Source organism: Galbibacter sp. PAP.153, assembly GCF_037029175.1.
GTDB lineage: Bacteria > Bacteroidota > Bacteroidia > Flavobacteriales > Flavobacteriaceae > Galbibacter > Galbibacter pacificus.
In genome coordinates this window covers 43,814-65,315 of the sequence record NZ_JAZEUN010000007.1, presented here as the reverse complement: position 1 = coordinate 65,315, position 21,502 = coordinate 43,814, and the positions used below count along the sequence as shown (strand labels likewise).

18 protein-coding genes are annotated in these 21,502 nt (G+C 37.7%); 8 read left to right on the top strand and 10 right to left on the bottom strand.

Features of this window, described 5'->3' with window-relative positions:
* Positions 1 to 6 precede the first annotated feature (6 nt).
* The 4 genes from proC to UXI14_RS05745 all read right to left on the bottom strand — a co-directional run bounded on the left by proC (position 7) and on the right by UXI14_RS05745 (position 3,778).
* A complete protein-coding gene (gene proC / locus UXI14_RS05760; RefSeq protein ID WP_277899375.1) occupies positions 7 to 795 on the bottom strand; it encodes a pyrroline-5-carboxylate reductase in 789 nt (262 codons plus the stop codon).
* Positions 796 to 814: 19 nt separating this feature from the next.
* The gene (gene argC, locus UXI14_RS05755) at positions 815 to 1,789 is read right to left on the bottom strand and encodes an N-acetyl-gamma-glutamyl-phosphate reductase (protein WP_335965295.1); all 975 of its coding nucleotides are present in this window, start codon (positions 1,787 to 1,789) and stop codon (positions 815 to 817) included.
* Between the two features lie 160 nt (positions 1,790 to 1,949).
* A complete protein-coding gene (gene argG / locus UXI14_RS05750) occupies positions 1,950 to 3,131 on the bottom strand; it encodes an argininosuccinate synthase (protein WP_335965294.1) in 1,182 nt (393 codons plus the stop codon).
* Positions 3,128 to 3,778 carry a GNAT family N-acetyltransferase gene (locus UXI14_RS05745; protein WP_277899372.1) on the bottom strand — a complete coding sequence of 217 codons (651 nt, stop codon included), beginning with the start codon at positions 3,776 to 3,778 and terminating at the stop codon, positions 3,128 to 3,130. The genes argG and UXI14_RS05745 overlap by 4 nt, the downstream gene beginning before the upstream one ends.
* Positions 3,779 to 4,110: 332 nt before the next feature.
* On the opposite strand from UXI14_RS05745, the gene pabB reads away from it, so the two are divergent.
* The 6 genes from pabB to UXI14_RS05715 all read left to right on the top strand — a co-directional run bounded on the left by pabB (position 4,111) and on the right by UXI14_RS05715 (position 11,374).
* Positions 4,111 to 5,406: an aminodeoxychorismate synthase component I gene (pabB, locus tag UXI14_RS05740; protein WP_335965293.1), complete on the top strand. Its 1,296-nt coding sequence runs from the start codon at positions 4,111 to 4,113 to the stop codon at positions 5,404 to 5,406.
* Positions 5,407 to 5,435: 29 nt separating this feature from the next.
* Positions 5,436 to 6,398 (top strand): glycoside hydrolase family 43 protein, encoded by a 963-nt coding sequence (locus UXI14_RS05735; protein ID WP_335965292.1) that lies wholly within the window; start codon positions 5,436 to 5,438, stop codon positions 6,396 to 6,398.
* Between the two features lie 154 nt (positions 6,399 to 6,552).
* Positions 6,553 to 7,398, top strand: coding sequence for a lysophospholipase (locus UXI14_RS05730; RefSeq protein ID WP_335965291.1), 846 nt, complete (start codon positions 6,553 to 6,555; stop codon positions 7,396 to 7,398).
* Between the two features lie 108 nt (positions 7,399 to 7,506).
* Positions 7,507 to 8,823, top strand: coding sequence for a tRNA lysidine(34) synthetase TilS (gene tilS / locus UXI14_RS05725; RefSeq protein WP_335965289.1), 1,317 nt, complete (start codon positions 7,507 to 7,509; stop codon positions 8,821 to 8,823).
* On the top strand, positions 8,816 to 10,786 hold the full coding sequence (locus UXI14_RS05720) for a cytochrome c biogenesis protein CcdA (RefSeq protein ID WP_335965288.1): 1,971 nt from the start codon (positions 8,816 to 8,818) through the stop codon (positions 10,784 to 10,786). The genes tilS and UXI14_RS05720 overlap by 8 nt, the downstream gene beginning before the upstream one ends.
* A 48-nt stretch (positions 10,787 to 10,834) precedes the next feature.
* The gene (locus UXI14_RS05715) at positions 10,835 to 11,374 is read left to right on the top strand and encodes a GNAT family N-acetyltransferase (RefSeq protein WP_335965287.1); all 540 of its coding nucleotides are present in this window, start codon (positions 10,835 to 10,837) and stop codon (positions 11,372 to 11,374) included.
* 41 nt (positions 11,375 to 11,415) lie between these two features.
* Here the strand turns inward: UXI14_RS05715 and UXI14_RS05710 are convergent, their stop codons facing one another.
* The 5 genes from UXI14_RS05710 to UXI14_RS05690 form a co-directional block, all read right to left on the bottom strand.
* Entirely contained in the window at positions 11,416 to 12,060 is a 645-nt protein-coding gene (locus UXI14_RS05710; RefSeq protein ID WP_335965286.1) for a response regulator transcription factor, read from the bottom strand.
* Positions 12,047 to 12,844 carry a histidine kinase gene (locus UXI14_RS05705; RefSeq protein ID WP_277899360.1) on the bottom strand — a complete coding sequence of 266 codons (798 nt, stop codon included), beginning with the start codon at positions 12,842 to 12,844 and terminating at the stop codon, positions 12,047 to 12,049. The genes UXI14_RS05710 and UXI14_RS05705 overlap by 14 nt, the downstream gene beginning before the upstream one ends.
* Before the next feature lie 176 nt (positions 12,845 to 13,020).
* Positions 13,021 to 13,722, bottom strand: a complete 702-nt coding sequence (locus UXI14_RS05700; RefSeq protein ID WP_277899359.1) for a hypothetical protein — start codon at positions 13,720 to 13,722, stop codon at positions 13,021 to 13,023.
* 9 nt (positions 13,723 to 13,731) lie between these two features.
* The gene (locus UXI14_RS05695) at positions 13,732 to 14,121 is read right to left on the bottom strand and encodes a hypothetical protein (protein ID WP_277899358.1); all 390 of its coding nucleotides are present in this window, start codon (positions 14,119 to 14,121) and stop codon (positions 13,732 to 13,734) included.
* Positions 14,122 to 14,337: 216 nt separating this feature from the next.
* On the bottom strand, positions 14,338 to 16,236 hold the full coding sequence (locus tag UXI14_RS05690; protein WP_335965285.1) for a family 20 glycosylhydrolase: 1,899 nt from the start codon (positions 16,234 to 16,236) through the stop codon (positions 14,338 to 14,340).
* Positions 16,237 to 17,039: 803 nt separating this feature from the next.
* On the opposite strand from UXI14_RS05690, the gene rpsA reads away from it, so the two are divergent.
* Positions 17,040 to 18,863: a 30S ribosomal protein S1 gene (gene rpsA / locus UXI14_RS05685; protein ID WP_277899356.1), complete on the top strand. Its 1,824-nt coding sequence runs from the start codon at positions 17,040 to 17,042 to the stop codon at positions 18,861 to 18,863.
* A gap of 95 nt (positions 18,864 to 18,958) precedes the next feature.
* On the opposite strand, the gene UXI14_RS05680 is transcribed toward rpsA, so the two are convergent.
* A complete protein-coding gene (locus UXI14_RS05680; RefSeq protein WP_335965283.1) occupies positions 18,959 to 20,266 on the bottom strand; it encodes a deoxyribodipyrimidine photo-lyase in 1,308 nt (435 codons plus the stop codon).
* Between the two features lie 161 nt (positions 20,267 to 20,427).
* Here UXI14_RS05680 and UXI14_RS05675 point away from each other — a divergent pair, with 161 nt between their 5' ends.
* Positions 20,428 to 21,273: a DUF2911 domain-containing protein gene (locus tag UXI14_RS05675; protein ID WP_335965281.1), complete on the top strand. Its 846-nt coding sequence runs from the start codon at positions 20,428 to 20,430 to the stop codon at positions 21,271 to 21,273.
* The last annotated feature ends 229 nt before the right edge of the window (positions 21,274 to 21,502 follow it).

The window sequence follows — 21,502 nt, the reverse complement described above, 5'->3', positions numbered from 1 at the left end:
TGGTCCTTATTTAATATCGCTAATTCGTTTATAAGCGGCCATAATTCCTTTTATTACGGCAGAGCTTAGCCCATTGTGTTCCATGGCATTCAGGCCTTCAATGGTGCATCCCATTGGGGTGGTTACGTTGTCTACCTCAACTTCGGCATGTGTACCGTCTTCTATTAATGCGGCGGCACCAATAGCTACCTGAGCCGAAATTTCCTGTGCCTCGTGCGGGTGAAAGCCCATTTGCACGCCACCTTGTGTCAATGCTCTTAAAAAGCGAAGAAAGAATGCCGTGCTGCTTGCGCCCAATACGGTTGCCGCTTGCATGAGGCGTTCTTCGATAACCATGGTTTTTCCAATGGTCCCGAACATTTTTTCCACAAACGATACGTCTTCATGCTCCATATCGTCGGCACAGATAAACGACATGGATTGTTGCTTAACGGCGGCGGTATTTGGCATGGCCCTTATTACTTTGTTGTTTGGGACAATTTCGTTGATTTCGCTAATGGAAACCCCGGTAACGGTAGAGATTAATATTTGATCGTTTTTTAGGTGCCCCTTTATTTCGTTAAGAACGATTTTTAAAATTCTTGGTTGAATACAAAGGATAACCCATTTAGATTGTTTTATGGCCTGCACATTGTCTGCCGTAACAGAAACGCCTGCCTGTTTTTTAATAATTTCCAGATTTTCGTCTGATTTGTCTGCTACTAAGATGTTCTTTGGATCAAATAAATCGCTGGATGCGAGTCCTGTAATAATCGATTTTCCTAGATTTCCTGACCCAATAACGGTAACTTCCATTTTGTTTTGTTTTTTAGTTTTAGAAATAACTTCCTTTTAATTTAAGTCCGTCGCATTCATCAAAACCAAAAAGTAAGTTCATGTTCTGCACTGCCTGACCAGAGGCGCCTTTTATTAAATTATCTATGACACTAGTGATAAGCAGCACGTCTTCGTGCTTGTGAAGATGTATAAAACAATTGTTGGTATTTATTACCTGTTTTAAATGAACTTCCTTGGTTGATAAATGTGTGAACGGGTCTTTAACATAAAAATCCTTGTATAAATTCCAAGTTTCTTCCAAACTATTTTCAAATTTCATATAAGATGTTACAAAAATCCCCTTGGTGAAATTGCCGCGTTGCGGAAGCATAAAAATGTTTGGTTGGTTGTTCTGGAGGCTCACAATACTTTGATTGATCTCCCCTAAATGTTGGTGTGTAAATGGTTTGTACCAGGAAATATTATTGTTTCTCCAACTAAAATGCGATGTTGCCGATGGAGAAACCCCGGCCCCGGTACTTCCGGTAATGGCATTGATATGAATATTGGTTGCCAACAGCCCTTTTTTTGCCAAGGGGAGCAATGCCAACTGAATGGCTGTCGCAAAACACCCCGGATTAGCTATATTTTGTGCATTTTTAATTTTTTCTTTTTGCAGTTCGGGCAACCCGTAAACAAATTCCCTTTTTTTGTAACTAGAGTCCTTATTCAGTCTAAAATCATTGCTTAAATCAATAACCTTTGTTTTTGCCGAAAAAAAATGTTCGTCTAAAAAAGCTTTGGAATTACCGTGCCCAAGGCATAAAAAGAGTACATCTACCTCTGGGTTGATAGTATCGGTAAATTTTAAACTACAACTACCAACAAGGTCTTCGTGCGTTTCGGCAATAGGCTTCCCGGCTCTTGTTGTGCTATATACAAAATCTATCCCGGCGTGCGGGTGATTTATTAAAATCCTGATGAGTTCGCCTCCTGTATATCCTGAGCCTCCTATAATTCCTGCTTTAATCATTTTTTTATGCTGTTATGTTGCTATGTTGTTACACTGCTATGCTGTCATGCTGAGCTTGCCCGCTTGCCATGGCATTTCGGGCAGGTTGAAGCACTGTTCAAAAACTTTTCGACATACTGAAGCTTAGTTCAGCACAGTTGCTCAGGGTGACATTTATTAATCAATTATTATTGACCGACTGATGGATTTTTGCCGCATTGGCATTTATTTTGATAAATCCTTTGGCTTCATCGGCGCTCCAGCCCTTGTTCATTTCGCCATAGCTACCAAATTTGGCATTCATTAAATCGTGTTTCGACTGGATTCCATCAATAAAAAACCGGTACGGATGCAAACTTACCCATACATCTCCTGAAACATTTTTTTGAGTATCTGTTAAAAAAGTTTCGATGTTCCGCATAACTTCATCCAAGTAATTTCCTTCATGCAATAACATTCCGTACCAATTGGCCAGATAATCTTTATGCTGCTGTTGCCATTTGGTCAATACGTGTTTTTCCAAAGTATGGTGTGCTTTAATAATTACCATGGGCGCGGCGGCTTCAAAACCAACCCTTCCCTTTATGCCGATGATGGTATCGCCAACATGGATATCCCTTCCAATGGCAAATTGCGAAGCTATTTCGTCCAGTTTTTCAATAAGTGCTACAGGTTTTCCCCTTTTTCCGTCAATTGCGGTAAGTTCTCCTTTGGTAAAAGTCAGTTTTACTTTTTGTGTTCCCATGTTTTCAAGCTGACTTGGGTAAGCTTCGCTTGGCAGGGGCAAGTGGGAGGTAAGGGTTTCGTCTCCACCAACGCTGGTTCCCCATAAGCCTTTATTGATGGAATATTTGGCCTTTTCCCAAGCCATGTGCACTCCTTTGCTTTTTAGGTAGTCTATTTCTTCCTGTCGGGATAGTTTATTGTCCCGAATTGGTGTGATAATTTCAATTTCGGGGGCCAAAATCTGGAAAATCATATCAAACCGAACTTGGTCGTTTCCGGCCCCGGTACTTCCATGGGCAATATATTTTGCTCCATTCTCTTTGGCATAATTTACAATTTCGATAGCCTGCACAATCCTTTCTGCACTAACCGATAGCGGATAGGTATTGTTTTTAAGTACATTTCCATAAATAAGGTATTTTACTACTTTATCATAAAATGTTTGAACGGCATCAAGGGAAACATATGTTTTAGCACCCAAAGTCAATGCCTTTTTTTCAATTTCTTGTATTTCTTCTTTAGAAAAACCTCCGGTGTTAACACTTACGGCATGTACTTCGTAACCACTTTCCGATAAGGATTTTGCACAATAAGATGTGTCCAGGCCGCCACTGTATGCCAATACTAATTTCTTCATTTTTTAGATTCTTTTTCTTTCTTTTTTTCTTTGTTAAGAAATAGGGATTCTTTAATGTTTTTTAATCGTGTAAGTACTTTAGAATCGTACTTGTGTTTGTGCTGCGCTTTTTTGTTTTTTTCTTTTTCTACCGGATCGTACAGCATTCCGGTACACAAGCACATTCTTCCTTCGTTTCGGGTTAAGATATCAAAGTTTCTACAGGTTTTGCATCCGTTCCAAAAACTGGGATCGTCTGTAAGCTCAGAAAAAGTAACGGGTTCATAGCCTAAATCGTAATTAATTTTCATCACGGCCAAACCTGTTGTAATCCCGAAAATTTTTGCATCGGGAAACTTTTTTCTGCTGTGTTCAAAAACCTTCTTTTTAATATCGGTAGCCAATCCTTTTCCCCTAAAATCAGGATGAACAATAAGTCCCGAATTGGCCACGAATTTTCCGTGTCCCCATGTTTCAATGTAGCAGAACCCGGCAAATTTTGTTCCTTCAAGGGCAATCACCGCATTCCCGTTTTGAATTTTGGTGGTAATATATTCAGGAGTACGTTTGGCAATACCGGTTCCGCGCTGTTTTGCAGATTCTTCAATGGTATCGCAAATTTCCTGGGCATAGCCAATATGCGTATCGTTTGCAATAAGTATTTGCATTCAATTACCTTGTTAAAAAATTAATGAAAATTTGAAAATGTTTTTTTGAAAGGGGAGCTGGACACACCTAGCTCCAAAAAGAATATCGCACCCTTACGGGCGACGACGGCGTGGGAAACGAACATGGCGAACAGGAACCAATACATATGAAGGCGTCGTTAATACAAGCAACGCTTTCAATGTGGTTATAATATTTTTAAGTTCTTTTTGCATAATGCAAATATTCGTTCTCTTTGTTTAATTCTACAGTACAATATTAGCAATAATAATTAGATTAAAAAGCGTAATCTTTGTTAAATTTGTAACAAACTAACGTAAACCTTATTTAATCTATGGTTAGAACTGTTAAACAATTCAATACAAACAATATTGAAGTGTTTAAAAACAAATTGTTGCAATGGGCAGCGCAATTCAACGAAGTTGTTTGGCTGGACAGTAATCAATACCGGCAATCGCACAGCAGTTACGAGGCTGTTTTGGCCGTTGAGGCCTTTACTTCCCTAAAAACAGATACCCAAAATGCCTTTTACGATTTAAAAGAATACCAAAGTATTACCAACGATTGGCTGTTTGGATATTTAACGTACGATTTAAAGAATACCGTTGAGGAACTTACGTCCGATAATTATGATGGATTGGAGTTTCCCGATCTTTTTTTCTTTCAGCCCCAAAAATTATTCTTGTTGAAACAGGGCACCGTGGAAATGCATTACCTGAAAATGATTGATGACGAAATGGAAAACGATTGGGAAACTATTCAGCATATAGAGATCCCAAGTAAAGAATCGTCAAATCAACAGGATGTAAAAATAAAATTACGCATACATAAAGATGAATATTACGATAAAGTAAAGGAAATGCTTCACCATATTCATCGCGGCGATATCTATGAAGCCAATTTTTGTCAGGAATTTTATGCTGAAGATACCGAAATAGACCCTTTAAAAACTTTTTTAAACCTCAATGCTATTTCCAAACCGCCTTTTGCCACATTTTTAAAACACGATTGTCGCTATTTATTGTCGGCTTCACCCGAAAGATATATCCGCCGGGAAGAAAATACCATTATTTCCCAGCCCATAAAAGGCACTGCCAAAAGGGCCCTTACGCCCGCCAAAGATAAATTATTGGTTGAAAAATTGAAGAACGACCCGAAAGAACGTTCTGAAAATGTAATGATTGTGGATCTGGTTAGAAACGACCTCTCACGCATTGCCGTGAAAGGAAGCGTAAAAGTTGAAGAATTGTGCCAAGTATATACTTTTTTGCAGGTACATCAACTTATATCTACCATTCGTGCAGAAGTTACCCCCGAAACCAATTCCGTCGACATTATTAAAGCAGCCTTCCCCATGGGTAGCATGACCGGGGCACCCAAGGTTTCGGCCATGAAAATTATAGAAAAACTAGAAGAAACCAAACGTGGTTTGTACAGCGGGGCAGTGGGCTATTTTGCGCCAAATGGCAATTTTGACTTTAATGTAATTATTAGAAGTATTTTGTACAATTATAAAAAAAGATATGTATCTTTCTCCGTCGGAAGTGCCATTACCGCACAATCCATTCCCGAAAATGAATACGAAGAATGTTTGATTAAAGCCAAAGCCATGCGGCAGGTGCTAGAATAAATATAGAATATACTAAAACGATTAAATAAATGAAAAAACTGGTTCTTTCCCTACTTCTTGTAGTTGCTTATTCCCTGAATGCACAAAATAACAATCCTGTTTTCCCCGGTTGGTATGCCGATCCGGAAGGAATAATTTTTAATGATGAATATTGGATTTTCCCTACGTATTCTGCTCCGTATGAAGAACAAGTGTTTTTTGATGCTTTTTCTTCCCCCGATTTGGTACATTGGACCAAGCATGAAAAAGTATTGGATACATCTGCGGTAAAATGGGCAAAACGGGCCGTTTGGGCACCGTCTATTATTGAAAAAGACAATAAGTATTACTTGTTTTTTGGCGCGAACGACATACAGAACGACCATGAATTGGGCGGGATCGGGGTAGCCGTTTCCGATGCCCCGGGCGGCCCGTATAAAGATTTATTGGGAAAACCACTTATTGATAAATTCCATAACGGCGCACAGCCTATCGATCAGTTTGTGTTTCACGACCAAGACGGACAGTATTATTTAATTTACGGGGGATGGAAACACTGCAACATTGCAAAATTAAAAGACGACTTTACGGGGTTTGTTCCTTATGAAGATGGCACCGTTTTTAAAGAGATTACTCCTGAAGGTTATGTTGAAGGCCCTTTTATGTTTATACGCGATGGGAAATACTATTTTATGTGGTCTGAAGGAGGATGGACAGGACCAGATTACAGTGTGGCCTACGCCATTGGCGATTCGCCCATGGGGCCTTTTAAGCGTATTGATAAAATATTGCAACAAGATCCAGAAATTGCCAATGGGGCTGGACACCATTCTGTAATTAAAGTTCCGGACGCCGACACGTATTACATTGTTTATCACAGACGTCCAATGTCTGAAAAAGGAAGGGATTCCCGCGAAACCTGTATTGAAATCATGGAGTTTGATGAAAACGGACACATACTTCCCGTTAAGATTACCAAAGAAGGTGTAAAAGCGCATCCTTTAAAAAAATAAAACCTCATAAACCAAAACCCGCAAGTTTTTTAAAAAACTTGCGGGTTTTTAATTAGCTATTGTAACAGTATTTTAAATAATTCTAATAAAAAATAGCGTATTTCATTACAATTTACGATTTTAGGGGTAACTAACCATTACCCCAAATCCATTTATGGAATACCAAGGTTATCATTTTTATTGTCGAAATAAACGCTTGTTTGGCCAATATTGGCATAGGGAATCACCAAAATCAGCAGTAATATTAGTGCATGGCATGGGCGAGCACAGTGGGAGGTACACAAGTTCTTTAATCCCGGAATTGGTTCATGCAGGATATGCCGTTTTTAGTTTCGACCATTTTGGTCATGGCCATAGTGAAGGAAAACGTGGACATTGCCCAAGTTATAAAGCTGTTTTGGACAGTGTTGAAGCCGTGTTTGAAAAAAAAGAAGAAGTGTTTCCTGGGCTCCCGGTATATTTATACGGGCATAGCATGGGCGGAAATGTGGTGTTAAACTATGTTATGCAGCGTAACCCCAAAATTGAGGGTATTATTGTTACAAGTCCGTTTTTGCGTATGGCATTCGATCCACCCAGTTGGAAAATAAATATGGGCAAAATTTTTTATTACATACTTCCTTTTGTAACAATGCCCAGCGGGATTGAGCCCAAATACATATCAAGGGATGAGCGGGAAATTGAAAAATATAAAGAAGACCCTTTGGTGCACGATCGCATAAGTCCAAATTTTACCTTTCCTTTTATAAAATGGGGCGAATGGGTGCTTAACAATGCCAAAGCGATTGAGAAACCAATATTATTGCTTCATGGAACAGGAGATTACATTACAAGTCATTGGGCAAGCAAGGCTTTTGCAAAACAATCAGATTTTGTTACCCTAAAACTATACAAAGGAGGCTACCACGAATTGCACAACGACCTGGAAAAAGAAGATGTCTATAAAACCGTTATTGAATGGTTGGACGGTCAATTATATGGTGAAAGGGTAAGTCAATAGCATTTTTTTTGCTACAAAGTATTTATTTTTATAATTTAAATATCATCCCTCTTACAATAAAAAATCAAAACATATTCATTTAAAAATGTCTTTAACTACTTTTGTGATATGTTAGAAAAATTCCATCATCATATAAACGGGCATTTGTCTTTTTTGGCTTCATCTCGTATTGCAGTTGCCGTGAGCGGTGGAATAGACAGCATGGTTTTATTGTATTTGTTCCATCAATTAAAAATGGATGTTTGTGTGCTGCATTGTAATTTTCAGTTACGCGGTGCCGTAAGTGATGCCGATGAGCAATTTATTCAGAAACAAGCAAAAAAATACGGGATTCCTTTTTACAGTGTACGTTTTGATACCAATGCGTATGTTGAAAAATACAAAACATCAACACAGATTGCCGCAAGGGATTTGCGGTACAAATGGTTCGAGGAACAAAAGGGCATTTTAAATTTTGATTATCTATGCACGGCACATCATGCCGACGATAGCCTTGAAACGTTTTTAATAAACTTGTCACGGGGAACGGGTTTGCAGGGCTTAACGGGCATTCCAGAAGTTAACAACTATATTGTGCGACCCTTGTTGTTATTTTCGCGCGAAGAAATCCAAGAGTTTGCAATTCATAGCAACATACTTTGGCGGGAAGATAGCAGTAATGCCGAAACAAAATATTTACGCAACAAATTGAGGCACGATATTATTCCGAAGTTAAAAGAGATAAATCCTGCATTGCTAAATAACTTTAAACGCACCGTTGAAAACCTAAAAGGGGATGCCATATTGATAGAAAACAACATCGTAAAATTACGATCGGATATTTTTATTGAAGATAATGATAAAATCATTATTGAAATCGATAAATTAAAAAGCCTTTCCCCAAGGCTAACATATCTATTTTACCTCTTTGCCGATTATGGTTTTACCGAACCTAACGAAATTGAAGATATTTTGCAATCGCAAAGCGGAAAACAGCTTCTTTCTGAAACCCATAGACTGGTAAAAGACCGGGATTCCATCATTATAACTCCTGTTGATTTTCAAAATAAAGAGGAAATATGTTGTATCTATGAAGAAAATAGCCGGTTAACAACACCTATCAATTTGTCTATAGATTTAGTAGACCATGTAAACACGTCGAACCCTTGTACAGTCTATGTTGATAAAGAAAAGTTAAAGTTTCCCCTAAAACTCAGGAAATGGAAAAATGGTGACTATTTTTACCCCTTTGGAATGCAAGGGAAGAAGAAAATAAGTAAATACTTTAAAGACGAAAAATTCTCGCTTCCAGATAAAGAACAACAATGGTTGCTTTGCAATAATAACAATGAAATTATTTGGGTTATTGGCCATAGGGCCGATAACCGATATAAAGTAACCGAAAAAACGAAGCAAATAATTAAAATTGAAAGCGTTGATGCGTAATTTACTAATTGGTTTTATACTTTTATTGACTACTTTTTTACAGGCACAGGAACCGGTAAAATGGAGTACTTCCGTAGAAAAAATATCTGAAACAGAATACAACTTAATAATCAATGCAGAAATTATCGAGCATTGGCATTTATATGCACAAAATCAGCCGCTTGGCGAGGAAGCAGCAATTATTCCAACCGAGTTTACTTTTCAAAATGTAGGCAAGGACATTGAATTGGTGGGCGGCATAGAGGAGGGCGAGCCCGTAACTGAGTTTGATAAAATTTTTGAAATGGAATTGGCCTATTTTGCCAATAATGCCACATTTAAACAGCGTATAAGGCTTATAAACCCCGAAACGCCTTCGGTTATTGGGCTGGTACAATATCAGGCCTGCGATGACGAACGTTGTATTTTTAGGGATGCCGATTTAGGTTTTTCCCTTGACGGGAACAAAGTTTCTTTTAATAAGGAAGTAGACGGCCAGAGCATTAATTTAATCGAAAATTTGGAACTGCCCATAAAAAACAAAGACCTTTTAAATTACGAGCAGGGTGATAGCTCTGGGCAGGAAAAAGATCTTACCAGTTTGTTCATACTTGGGTTTTTAGGCGGACTTATAGCATTGCTTACACCTTGTGTGTTCCCAATGATACCGCTTACGGTTTCGTTTTTTACCAAGCAGTCGGGAAATAAAAGAAAAGGAATATCCAATGCGGTGCTTTATGGCGTATTTATCATTGGGATTTACATGGCTTTGAGCATTCCCTTTCACTTTTTAGATTCCATCGCCCCTGAAATTTTAAATAACATTTCAACAAATGTATGGCTCAATGTAATTTTCTTTATCATTTTTATCTTTTTTGCCTTTTCGTTCTTTGGATTTTACGAACTTACCTTGCCTTCGTCTTGGGGAAATAAAATGGATTCAGCATCGGGTTCCGGAGGGATTGTTGGCATATTTTTCATGGCATTAACATTGGCCATTGTATCTTTTTCGTGTACGGGTCCCATTCTGGGCTCGTTGTTGGCAGGCTCGCTTTCCAACGATGGCGGTGCTACCCAGTTAACAGTTGGTATGACTGGCTTTGGTGTTGCCTTGGCATTACCGTTCGCACTGTTTGCACTATTCCCAAATATGTTGAAGTCGTTGCCCAAATCCGGCGGTTGGATGAATACTACCAAGGTAATACTTGGCTTTTTGGAGTTAGCGCTGGCATTTAAGTTTTTATCAAATGCCGATATGGTAGAGCATTGGGGAATACTCAAAAGGGAAGTATTTATCGGGATATGGATTGTTATTTTTGTGGCCATGGCCTTGTATGTGTTCGGACTTATCCGTTTTCCGCATGATGGCCCCAAGAAAAAACTAAGTTTTTACAGGGCTATTTTTGGAATTGCCATTGTTTGCTTTATTATTTATTTGGTTCCCGGGCTGCAAAAGTCCAAAGAATCCAATTTAAAAATGCTCAGTGGTTTTCCGCCTCCCGTTTTTTATAGCATTTATCCACAGGAAAGCAATTGCCCATTGGGGCTTACTTGTTTTAAGGATTTTGAAGAAGGCCTGGCCTATGCCCAAGAGCACAACAAGCCCATTTTGTTGGATTTTACGGGTTGGGCATGCGTAAATTGCCGTAAAATGGAAGAAAATGTATGGAGTGAACCCGAGATTTTTTCGTTATTGAACGAAAATTATGTGCTTATTTCTTTATATGTGGACGACCGAAAAAACCTATCGGAAGATGAACAGTTCAATTTTAAAACAGAAAATGGCCGCGTAAAGGAAATAAAAACCATCGGGGATAAATGGGCCACCTTTCAAACCATTAACTTTAGAACGGCTTCGCAACCTTATTATATTTTAATGTCGCCAAGCTTTGAATTGCTTAATCCCCCACAACAATATACAGATGCCGTAACTTATTACGAATGGCTTAAATCCGGGCTGGAGAATTACAAGGAAATAAAATAGGCTGCCTTATCTATAATTTCCATAAATAGAGCAATTCCACAGAAAAAAATGAACGATTACAAAACACTCGAGACCGATAGGCTTTTAATAAAACCAACTACCACAAACGATGCCGATTTGGTGTACAAATTGTTTAATACCACACATTGGATTCGATATATAGGCGATAGAAAGGTAGAATCTATTAAAGCAGCTGTTGCTTATATTGAAAACAGCATGCTTCCCCAGCTTAAAGAATTAGGCTATTCCAATTATACCGTTATTAGAAAATCGGACCAAAGAAAAATGGGGAGCGTAGGCCTATACGATCGGGAAGGGGTAGAAGGGATTGACATAGGTTTTGCCTTTTTGCCCGAATACAGAAAAAAGGGATATGCATTTGAAGCATCCAAAAGATTGTTGCAGGCTGCTTTTGAAGATTTTAAACTGAAAGAAAAAAAGGCCATAACCAAAAAAGACAATATTTCGTCGCAAAAACTTATCGAAAAACTTGGTTTAAAGTTACAGGGAACCACCGGGCTTCCCAATGAAACAGCCGAATGGTTACTTTATAAAATAGAAATAAACGCTTTTTGTACTGCCAAGTAAATCTCGTATAAAACGGTAAAAACCTCTTAGGGAGAAAGAGGTTACATCTCGATGTATTTGTTTTTAATGCCATACAGTACAAGGCCTATGCGGCTTCTTACGTCAAGTTTTTCGAATAGGCTTTCCCTATATCCATCAATGGTCTTGGGCGACAGGAACATTTCGGCAGCAATTTCTTTATAGGTCATTTCTGTACAGGCCAACTTTAAAAACTCTATTTCCCTGTCTTTTAGTTGAATGCCATGATCGTCGTTTTGCTTTTTATCAATGGTATCGAGTAGCTTGTTTGTAATCCTGTCGGAATAATAAAAACCTTTTTCAATAACATCGTTCAGGGCATTTTCAAAAATTTCGGGATGAATATCTTTTAGCAGATAGCCTTTGGCACCAAGGCGCAACATTTTAATAATGGTTTCTTCGCTATCGTCCATGGAAAGGGCAATGGCTTTTTGTGTGGGATGGTTTTCTTTTAGCCATTCCATGGTTTCTATGCCGTTCATTATTGGCATATTGATGTCTAATAATACAATATCGGGCATATCGTTTTCATTCAATGCTTCAATGAATTTTTGACCGTTCGTAGCATGAAGGGTTACATGATATTCATTAAATGAATCAATCAGGGAAGTTAGCGATTTGGCAAATAAAGAATGATCGTCTACAACTGCAATACTATACTTTTTCATTTTTGGTGGGCTTCGTTGGATACTTCAAAGTTACTGAAACTCCTTCATTTTTTCCAGTTTTAATTGAAAAATTTGCGCCTATCAATTCGGCCCGTTTCCGCATGTTTAGCAGGCCCGTGCCCTTTTTTTCAGCTTCAATATCAAAACCGATTCCGTTATCGGTTGCATTTACATACAGTTCATGCGATAAATATTTTACAATTATGGTAAGAAGTGAAGCTTTAGAATATTTTACAACGTTCGAAAAGCATTCCTGAAAAATCCTAAAGATAATGATTTCGTCTTTCTTGTTAATATCATAAGGAATTCCTTCAACATCGTACTCAATACGTAAAAAATTGAGTCGTTTAAACCTGTTTATTTCATTTTCCAGCGATTCCTGAAGACCGATATTCGAAACAAAGTCGGTATTCAATGCATGAGAGAGCTGCCTGAGCTCCTTAAGTCCTTGCCCCAACACATTAGAGGCTTCTTCAAAAGATTTTTTTTGTTCGTCGGGAACGTCTGTTTTTAACATATTAAGCTGCATTTTGGCTACAGAGAGCAGTTGCCCGATATTGTCGTGCAGTTCCCAACTAATATTTTTAAAAGTCTGTTCCTGTATTTCCGTTTGCGCCTTTGCTAGCTCTTGCTCGAATTTTTGGCGTTCTTCGGCTTTTTCTATTAAAAGTTGTGTTTTTCGGCGTTGGTATGCCAAGAAAAAGCTTACAACAAATACAATAAGAATTACTATAAGAACACTTACATATACAATAAGACTTATAATTTCTTTTTCGTTTTCCATATAAATAAAAGAGCGCTGTAATTTCTAAAAAGGTACAAAAGCGCTACATAAGGTTAATCTAAAATTAATAGGGTCTTTACAAATTTAATTGAACTCGCCATTATTAAAAGGGCTATTTTCCCCTTTTTTAAATTTAAATGGAATGCTTTTGTTGTTTATGGTGCTTAACGGCTAGATTAACCATGCTTGATTTCTCTGGCATTTATTATAAAACCCGTTATAAAACTACCGTAAAGTATAAAATTTGAGAACAATAAGATGCTTAAATAGATTCCTTGATAGTTGTAAAATATCTTTGTAAACATCATGATAGGGATGGTAAGCAAATAATAAAAAAGGGAGCCGGCCACCAACCAAAAGGAAAGTTCTTTATAGATTTTTAAAATTTTATTGGAATTAAAGACCTCTGTAAAATATAAAATAGTGGCGATTAATATAGCGATGGTCCCCGATATGCGTATTATCATCAAGTTTCTGGTGAAAAAGTCGGTTTTGTTCAACCATAAATCCAAAACTACTAAAAAACTGTACACTATAAATAAAAGGTAGATAATGGTTTGGTGCTTTTTTCTTTTGACCAATTCCTTGAAAAAGAACAAATAAAAATAAAAAGTTAGTATCCTGAATATGTTATAAATCCAACTGTTTCTTTCAAATAACCTGTCCGGAAATATGCTTTTTGCAAAAATTGTTGTCCCCGATTGCGGATAATAATAGCAGTATACAATAAAAGAGCCTATTAATTCGGTAATTATAGTGGCTAAAAGTAAATACAAAAAATACCGATTGGGGGTATGTCGGTATTTCTTGTAAGTAATAAGTGCAATAATTGTTGTTAAAATAATTATTGCCGGGATAAAAGTTCTAGTAAACTGCATACATTTTTTTTAGCCTTTTGGCGGTGGCCAGTCGTTATAACCATCGTTATAAGAATCGACATCTTGGATCATTATGGGTTCGGCGGCTGCACTTTTTAGCGAAGCGGTTTCTGCTTTAGTCCCCGTTGGTTTTATAAAACCGGAAATATCGCCGTCTTTTTCGTCGTCTTCATACATGCCAAGGGAAAAACGCAGGCCAAGGTCGGTATATCCTTTTTGCTTTGCTTCTTCTTTAAAATACTTGATGTATTCTTCCAATTCGTCTACAGACCACCAGAATTCGCATGAAAAATCTTTGCCAAACTCTTTTTTCAAAGCTTTCCGGATAGTTTTAGCAAACTTCTCCTCTAATTTTTGTGCCTTTTTTGGCGTGATACATTTTTTAGGTTTTTTTGCCATTTTTTGTTGGTTTATAATTAATTACATTTTAAGGCAAATGGTCTGCAAAGTCAGTAAAAACCTTACAAACCACTCACGTTTCAATGCCCTAAAATAAATACTTTCTGTATCACTCCCTATAAAACGAGAATATTTTTGATGAAATGCTGTTAATTTCTGATATATCTATAAAAAATAGCAGCGTCTAATTACTAAAACACAAATACTTCCGATGCCTTATTTTTTATAATACTCCAATAAATCGTGTAGTTTGGATGTGGAATCTTCCAGTCCACCAATACGGTTCCTCAACAGCCAATATTCCTGATGTTTATCAATTAAAGGCTGAAGTTCGTTAATAAGGGAATCTTTTTCATTTTGTGGAATGTTTTCAGTAGCATAACCATTGGCCTTTAGCCTTGCAATACCCAAATGGATACCGTGCTTGGCCAGGTTGGCAGCCTGTTCGGTTTCCTTTAGGATAATATCGGCATCTGGGGCGGTTGGTTTTCCTTGGTGCAATATATCCAAGGCATCGTTAATTTCCTTTTCGGCAGCTTCCAAGCCCTGAATAGTAAGGTGTTTTGTCTGGTAATGCCCTTTCATGGTCCACATGTACCTTCTTAACATTAAATGAAAGGCATTTGCATTTCCGTTGGGAATATTGGCCTTTAAATAGGCATCTCCAAGTTTTAAAATAGCTTTCCCTGTATTTCCGGTGGCATCCTTAAATATATAATGGTTTAGTTGAAATTCCAGGTTGCCCAGTGTATCATCGGTATAATTCCAAGAATAGGCAGCGCCAACCAGTAAGGGCGCATAAGTAACCGAAAGTGGCTGAAAATGTCCATAATCGCCCCAATTGGTATTTAAATATCCCTTGGCATTGTTTTTTTGGCCTTGGACGGCCGCATTTTTTAGGTTTTCAAAAGCATTGTCGTTCCTTCCAATTTCCGAGCGCCATGTGGAAGTTCCGGGGCATACATAAAAATCGATGCCTGCATTTTTAAATTTTGGCAAATTTTCGTCAAAAGGGTAGGAGGCACTATATCCCCAAACCAAAGCAGTCATGTTTTTAGGCAATTCATCAATTAATTCGGGATGGTTTAAAATAATATCGCCCCAAAATTGGGCTTCATAACCTTGCCTGTTCACCTCGTTGTTTAGTTTTTTCAGGTATTCCAGATAAACTTCGCCCTTGCCAATTTTTTCGCATGCTTCTTTAGACTTTCCCAAACATAATTCAACGGTTTCGTCCCCGCCTATATTGAAATAGTTGCTCGAAAAATTGGGCAATAATTCTTCATACAGGCTTTTCATCAATTCAAACGACCTTGGATCTACAGGGTTCAAACTTGTTCGCTTTCGGTTTCCCCAAATGGTCTTGCAGTCGGTAGGGCATTCGGCTAAATCTAAGTAAGTATCATATTTCAACCAATTTTCCATATGCCCAAAAGAATTCTGATTGGGCACTAAGTCTATATATTTTTTTTTGCAATAGGCATCTAGCTCCTTAATTTGCTCTGGCGTGAACGGACTTGCATTTTTCCATACTTCTTCATGGTTTTTGTATGCAAAGGTATGTTCTATGTACAGTTGGAGTTCGTTGAGCTTCCAAGACGAAAACTTGTCTATTAATTGGTACATGGTTTCCATAGTAGGTACCTTGTCACGGCTTACATCCAGCATAACGCCACGTCTTTCAAAATTGGGCCAATCTGTTATTTTCAAGCACGGTACGGCTTTGTTTTCGGTAATGGCATACAATAATATTTGAAGCAGGGTTTGCTTGGCATAAAACAGCCCCGCGGGGTCATGACCAATTAACTCAATGGTACTGGGTGCTATTTTTATGGAATATCCCTGTGGTTTTAGGGAAGTGGAGTCGATTTTTAAAACAATGTCGGCCTTTGGCGTGTTTGGTGTAGGAAACAGTTTTAATTCCCCATTAAAATCTTGGGTATTTAAAAAAGTAACAATATTGTTGATATATGCCGCATTTTGGAAAGAAAAGGAGTTGCAGGTATCAACAATTTCAATTTTTTGCGGAGGATTGATTAAATATTGTTTTAAATCCTGTCCCGATGCGCCCAAGTATATAAGGCTGAAAAAAAGTGTAAAGAATACCGATTTCATAAATATTAAAATTGTTAGAAAGGGCAATATACTAATTTTATGTTGTTACGGGGCTATGCTGTTACAATGTTACGAAGCTACACTGTCATGTTGTTGATAGTTACTCGTTGTTCGCATTTGTTGGCCTATTAACAATCTACCATTAATTATCGCAGTCACTTCGAGCGTAGGGGGAAGTCACATAATATAATGAGTCAATAAGTTAATGAGGAAGATTTTTAGGTTTAGTGTAGAGTGCAGGGTGCAGAGTTCAAATTCACCTAACAAAGACCAAAGAGCAAGGTTTCAGGTTCATTTTCATGCTGTTATGTTGTTACGGAGCTATGCTGTTACCAGTGGACTTGACTATTAACAATTAACAGTTAACCATTACAGTCACTTCGAGCGTAGGGGGAAGTCACATAATATAATGAGTTAATAAGTTAATGAGGGAAGGTTTTTAGGTTTAGTGTAGAGTGCAGGGTGCAGGGTTCAATGCTCAGGCGATTCTCCTTTGTCGAAGTGACTTGTCTTTGAATAAGAACTGTGGATTATTATTAGCACACAAACAATCATCAACGTAACAACATAACAACCAGTTCATTAACAGTTAACAATCAACTTTGTGCATGGAACCATGAACAGAAACCACAAATTCCTTCTAATTGTTTGTAAATCAAATATTATAGTTGTAAATTTGCACTCCTTTTTAGCAAAACCAAGAGGAAAAAGGGAAGAAAACTAAATATTTATATCAACACCTTCTGATGTTAATTATTGCTAACCTCTTGATTTAACACAGAATACAAATTTTATATCAGCACATGGCTGAAACTAAAGAAACACAAAAAGAGCAAGTAGCAGAAACAAAATCTGCTGAAGCTAAAACTGAAGTAAAAGAAACAATTTCTAAAGATGAGTTTCTTAAAAACTTTAACTGGCACAATTACGAAGAAGGAATTGACCAAGTTGAAGACGAAAAATTAAAAGAATTCGAAAACTTAGTTGAAGAGAACTTTGTTGACACAGCAGATGAGGAAGTTGTAGAAGGAACTGTGATTCATTTAACAGATAGAGAAGCGATTATCGACATCAATGCTAAATCTGAAGGTGTTATCTCTTTAAACGAGTTTCGTTACAACCCTAACCTAAAAGTAGGGGACAAAGTTGAAGTTTTAATCGACGTACGCGAAGATAAAACAGGTCAATTGGTATTATCTCACCGTAAAGCCAGAACTATCAAGGCTTGGGATAGAGTTAATGCAGCTCACGATAAAGGTGAAATCGTTAATGGTTTTGTTAAGTGCAGAACTAAAGGAGGTATGATCGTTGACGTATTTGGTATCGAGGCGTTCTTGCCAGGTTCTCAAATTGATGTGAAACCTATCCGCGATTACGATGCGTACGTTGGTAAAACAATGGAATTTAAAGTGGTAAAAATCAACCACGAATTCAAAAACGTTGTTGTTTCTCACAAAGCACTTATCGAGGCCGATATCGAAGAACAGAAAAAAGAAATCATCGGGCAGCTTGAAAAAGGTCAAGTACTTGAAGGTACCGTTAAGAACATTACTTCTTACGGGGTATTCATCGACCTTGGCGGCGTAGATGGGCTTATCCATATTACAGACCTTTCTTGGTCGCGTATCAACCACCCGAACGAGGTTGTTGAACTAGATCAGAAATTAAACGTTGTAATCCTCGACTTTGACGATAACAAGTCTAGAATTCAATTAGGTCTTAAGCAATTACAGAAACACCCATGGGAAGCTCTTGGCGAAGAAGTAAAAGTTGGAGATAAAGTTAAAGGCAAAGTAGTTGTTATTGCAGATTACGGAGCGTTTATTGAAGTAGCCGACGGTGTTGAAGGACTAATCCACGTTTCTGAAATGTCTTGGTCTACACACTTACGTTCTGCTCAAGATTTCGTAAACGTTGGAGACGAAGTAGAAGCTGTTGTTCTTACATTAGATAGAGAAGAGCGTAAAATGTCGCTTGGTATCAAGCAATTAACACCAGACCCATGGACAGATATCACTTCTAAATATCCTGTAGGTTCTAAGCACACAGGTATTGTACGTAACTTTACTAACTTTGGAGTATTTGTTGAATTGGAAGAAGGAATTGATGGATTAATTTACATTTCCGATCTTTCTTGGACCAAGAAAATCAAGCACCCATCCGAGTTTGTAAACGTTGGAGACAAACTAGAAGTTGAAGTTCTTGAATTGGATGTAGAAGGGCGTAAATTGAGCCTTGGACACAAGCAAACTACAGAAAACCCTTGGGATAAATACGAAGCAGAATTTGCCGAAGGTACGGTTCACACCGCTGAGATTTCTGAGATTGTCGACAAAGGCGCTACAATTGATTTCAACGAAGATATCGTTGCATTTGTACCTTCACGTCACTTAGAAAAAGAAGATGGTAAGAAATTGAAAAAAGGAGAATCAGCCGATTTCAAAATCATTGAGTTCAATAAAGAGTTCAAAAGAGTTGTTGCTTCTCACACAGCTATCTTCAAGGAAGAAGAAGAGAAAAATGTTAAAGCTGCTGCCAAACGTAGCAACCAAGCAGAGAAAACTACGCTTGGTGATGCAAATGCAGAGCTTCAAGCATTGAAAGATAAAATGGAAGGAAAAAAATAATTTCCAGATTATTTAAAAATTAAAACCACGCCAATGGCGTGGTTTTTTGTTTTTTTGATAAAGGCCTTGGCGGAAAAGTTAAAATATCTATTGAATTATAAAGCAACAGCCTTTTTATAAACCCTTAAACAACGTTCCCGGGCTTCTTTATGATCTACAATAGGGTTTGGGTAGGTGAGCTCATCATAATCTTCCACCCATTTTTTTATATATTTTAAATCTTTATCAAACTTTTTTATTTGTGTAGTGGGGTTAAAAATCCTAAAGTATGGAGCCGCATCAACACCGCTTCCGGCTGCCCATTGCCAGTTACCAACATTGCTGGACATATCGTAGTCCAATAGCTTTTCAGCAAAATAAGCCTCTCCCCAACGCCAGTCTATTAACAAATGCTTGCATAAAAAGCTGGCCGCCGCCATACGCACGCGGTTATGCATGTACCCGGTTTTGTTTAATTGACGCATGCCGGCATCAACCAGAGGGTAACCTGTATTCCCTTCGCACCATTTTTTAAATTCGGTTTCGTTGTTTCTCCATTTAATGCGATCGTATTTCTTTTTAAAGCTGTTATGTACCGTTTCGGGAAAATGCCATAGCACCTGCATAAAAAACTCACGCCAAATCAATTCGTTCAAAAAGACCTCATTCTTGGCTTTAACAGCATGCAGAACAACTGTTCGTATGCCAATGGTTCCAAACCGTAAATGGGGACTAAGATTGGTCGTTCCCTTTTGGGCTGGAAAATCTCTTGTTTTTTTATATGCATCCAGCGTTTCAGGAGACAAATCGTAATTTTTCACTTCAATTATAGAAGTTGTAAAACCTATATCGCTTATACTCAATTGAGGCAGCCTCAAGTTTTTTATAAAATTATCGGCATGAGCAGTAGCATCATATGTTTTTATTTTTGTTGCTCCGAACAAGGTTTTCCATTTTTTCATGTACGGGGTGTAAACTACATAGGGAGTGCCATCATCTTTCACGACTTCGTCTTTTTCAAAAATCACCTGATCTTTAAATGTTTTAAAATCAATCTTATAAGACTTCAAGAGATTATGTAGTTCTTGATCCCTTTTTTGGGCATAAGGCTCATAATCTTGATTGGTATATACGGTATTTATAGAGTAAGTATCAATTAAACTTTTAAAAACTTCCTTTGGGTCGCCATAAAATAAAGCCAGCGAACTATTACAATCTTTTTGGAGCATAGACCTTATTTCTTGCACTTTTTTAAAGATAAAGCTTACCCGCGCGTCGTTTTTGGGTAATTCAGTTAGAATATGGGGGTCAAAAATAAATATGGGAATAACGGGGTATCCGCTTTTTAGTGCTTCAAACAGCGCCTTGTTATCATTCAGCCTTAAATCCCTGCGGAACCAGAATATGTTGTAATGTGCTTTCACTTTACTTTTTTATATATAAAAATACTATTTTGTTTAAAAAAACTACACATATATTAAACAAAATAATTATTTAGAAAAATCCTTTTTAAGGTTTTGTTAACAATTGAAAATTATCTTATGCGTAAATTCGTTAGCATCTAACTAATTAAATAATCAACCAAATGAAAAGATTAATTTTAGCTGTATGTGTTGCATTTGTATCTTATTTAGCTGAAGCCCAGATACAAACCCCGCAACCAAGTCCGAAATCCAAATTAGAGCAAAAAGTAGGTTTGACAGACGTAACCGTAGAATATTCACGCCCTTCAATGCGAGAAAGGGTTGTTTTTGGCGATCTGGTTCCTTACGGACAAGTGTGGAGAACTGGCGCAAACCAAAATACCATAATTACATTTAGCGATGATGTTAAGGTTGGCGGAACTCAATTGAAAAAAGGGAGTTATGCATTGTATACCAAACCCGGGCAAGACAATTGGGAAGTGTATTTTTATAACGATACCAATAATTGGGGAAATCCCGAAAAGTGGGATGAGAGCAAAGTAGTGGCCAAAGTTTCGGCTGAAGCTTATGAATTGCCTTTTGATGTTGAAACTTTTACTATTGATGTAGATAACCTTACCAATAACGGAGCCAGCTTTGGAATTTTCTGGGAGAAAACATATGTGTCCGTTCCTTTTGAAGTGCCTACGGTTGAAAAAACACAGGCAAACATAGAAAAGGTGATGAACGGACCAAACGCAGGCGATTATTATGCAGCAGCGGTATATTATTTACAAGAAGACAAAGACTTGGACAAAGCCGAAGAATGGATAGATAAAGCGGTGTCCATGCAAAAAGAACCGCCTTTTTGGATGTTAAGGCAAAAATCGCTTATCCAAGCTAAAAGCGGAGATACAAAAGGAGCTATTGAAACTGCAAAACAATCGATGGCCGCTGCCGAAAAGGCAGGGAACCAAGATTATGTAAAACTCAACCAAAAATCCTTGGAAGAGTGGGGGGCCATGTAATTCAAACTCGGCAATAAATACCTATAACATAATAATCTGAAAGAGGCTGTCCAAAAAGCCCTATTTAAACTTGTTTTGTCAGTCTGAGCTTGTCGAAGACTTGTTGACATTCAGCGAATTATGCTTCGACAGGCTCAGCATGACATCAGGACTTACAGCTTTTTAGACAGCTACTTTTTTTGTCAATTTCCTTTAAGATATACTGAATAAATTTCTGCGGAAGTCCATT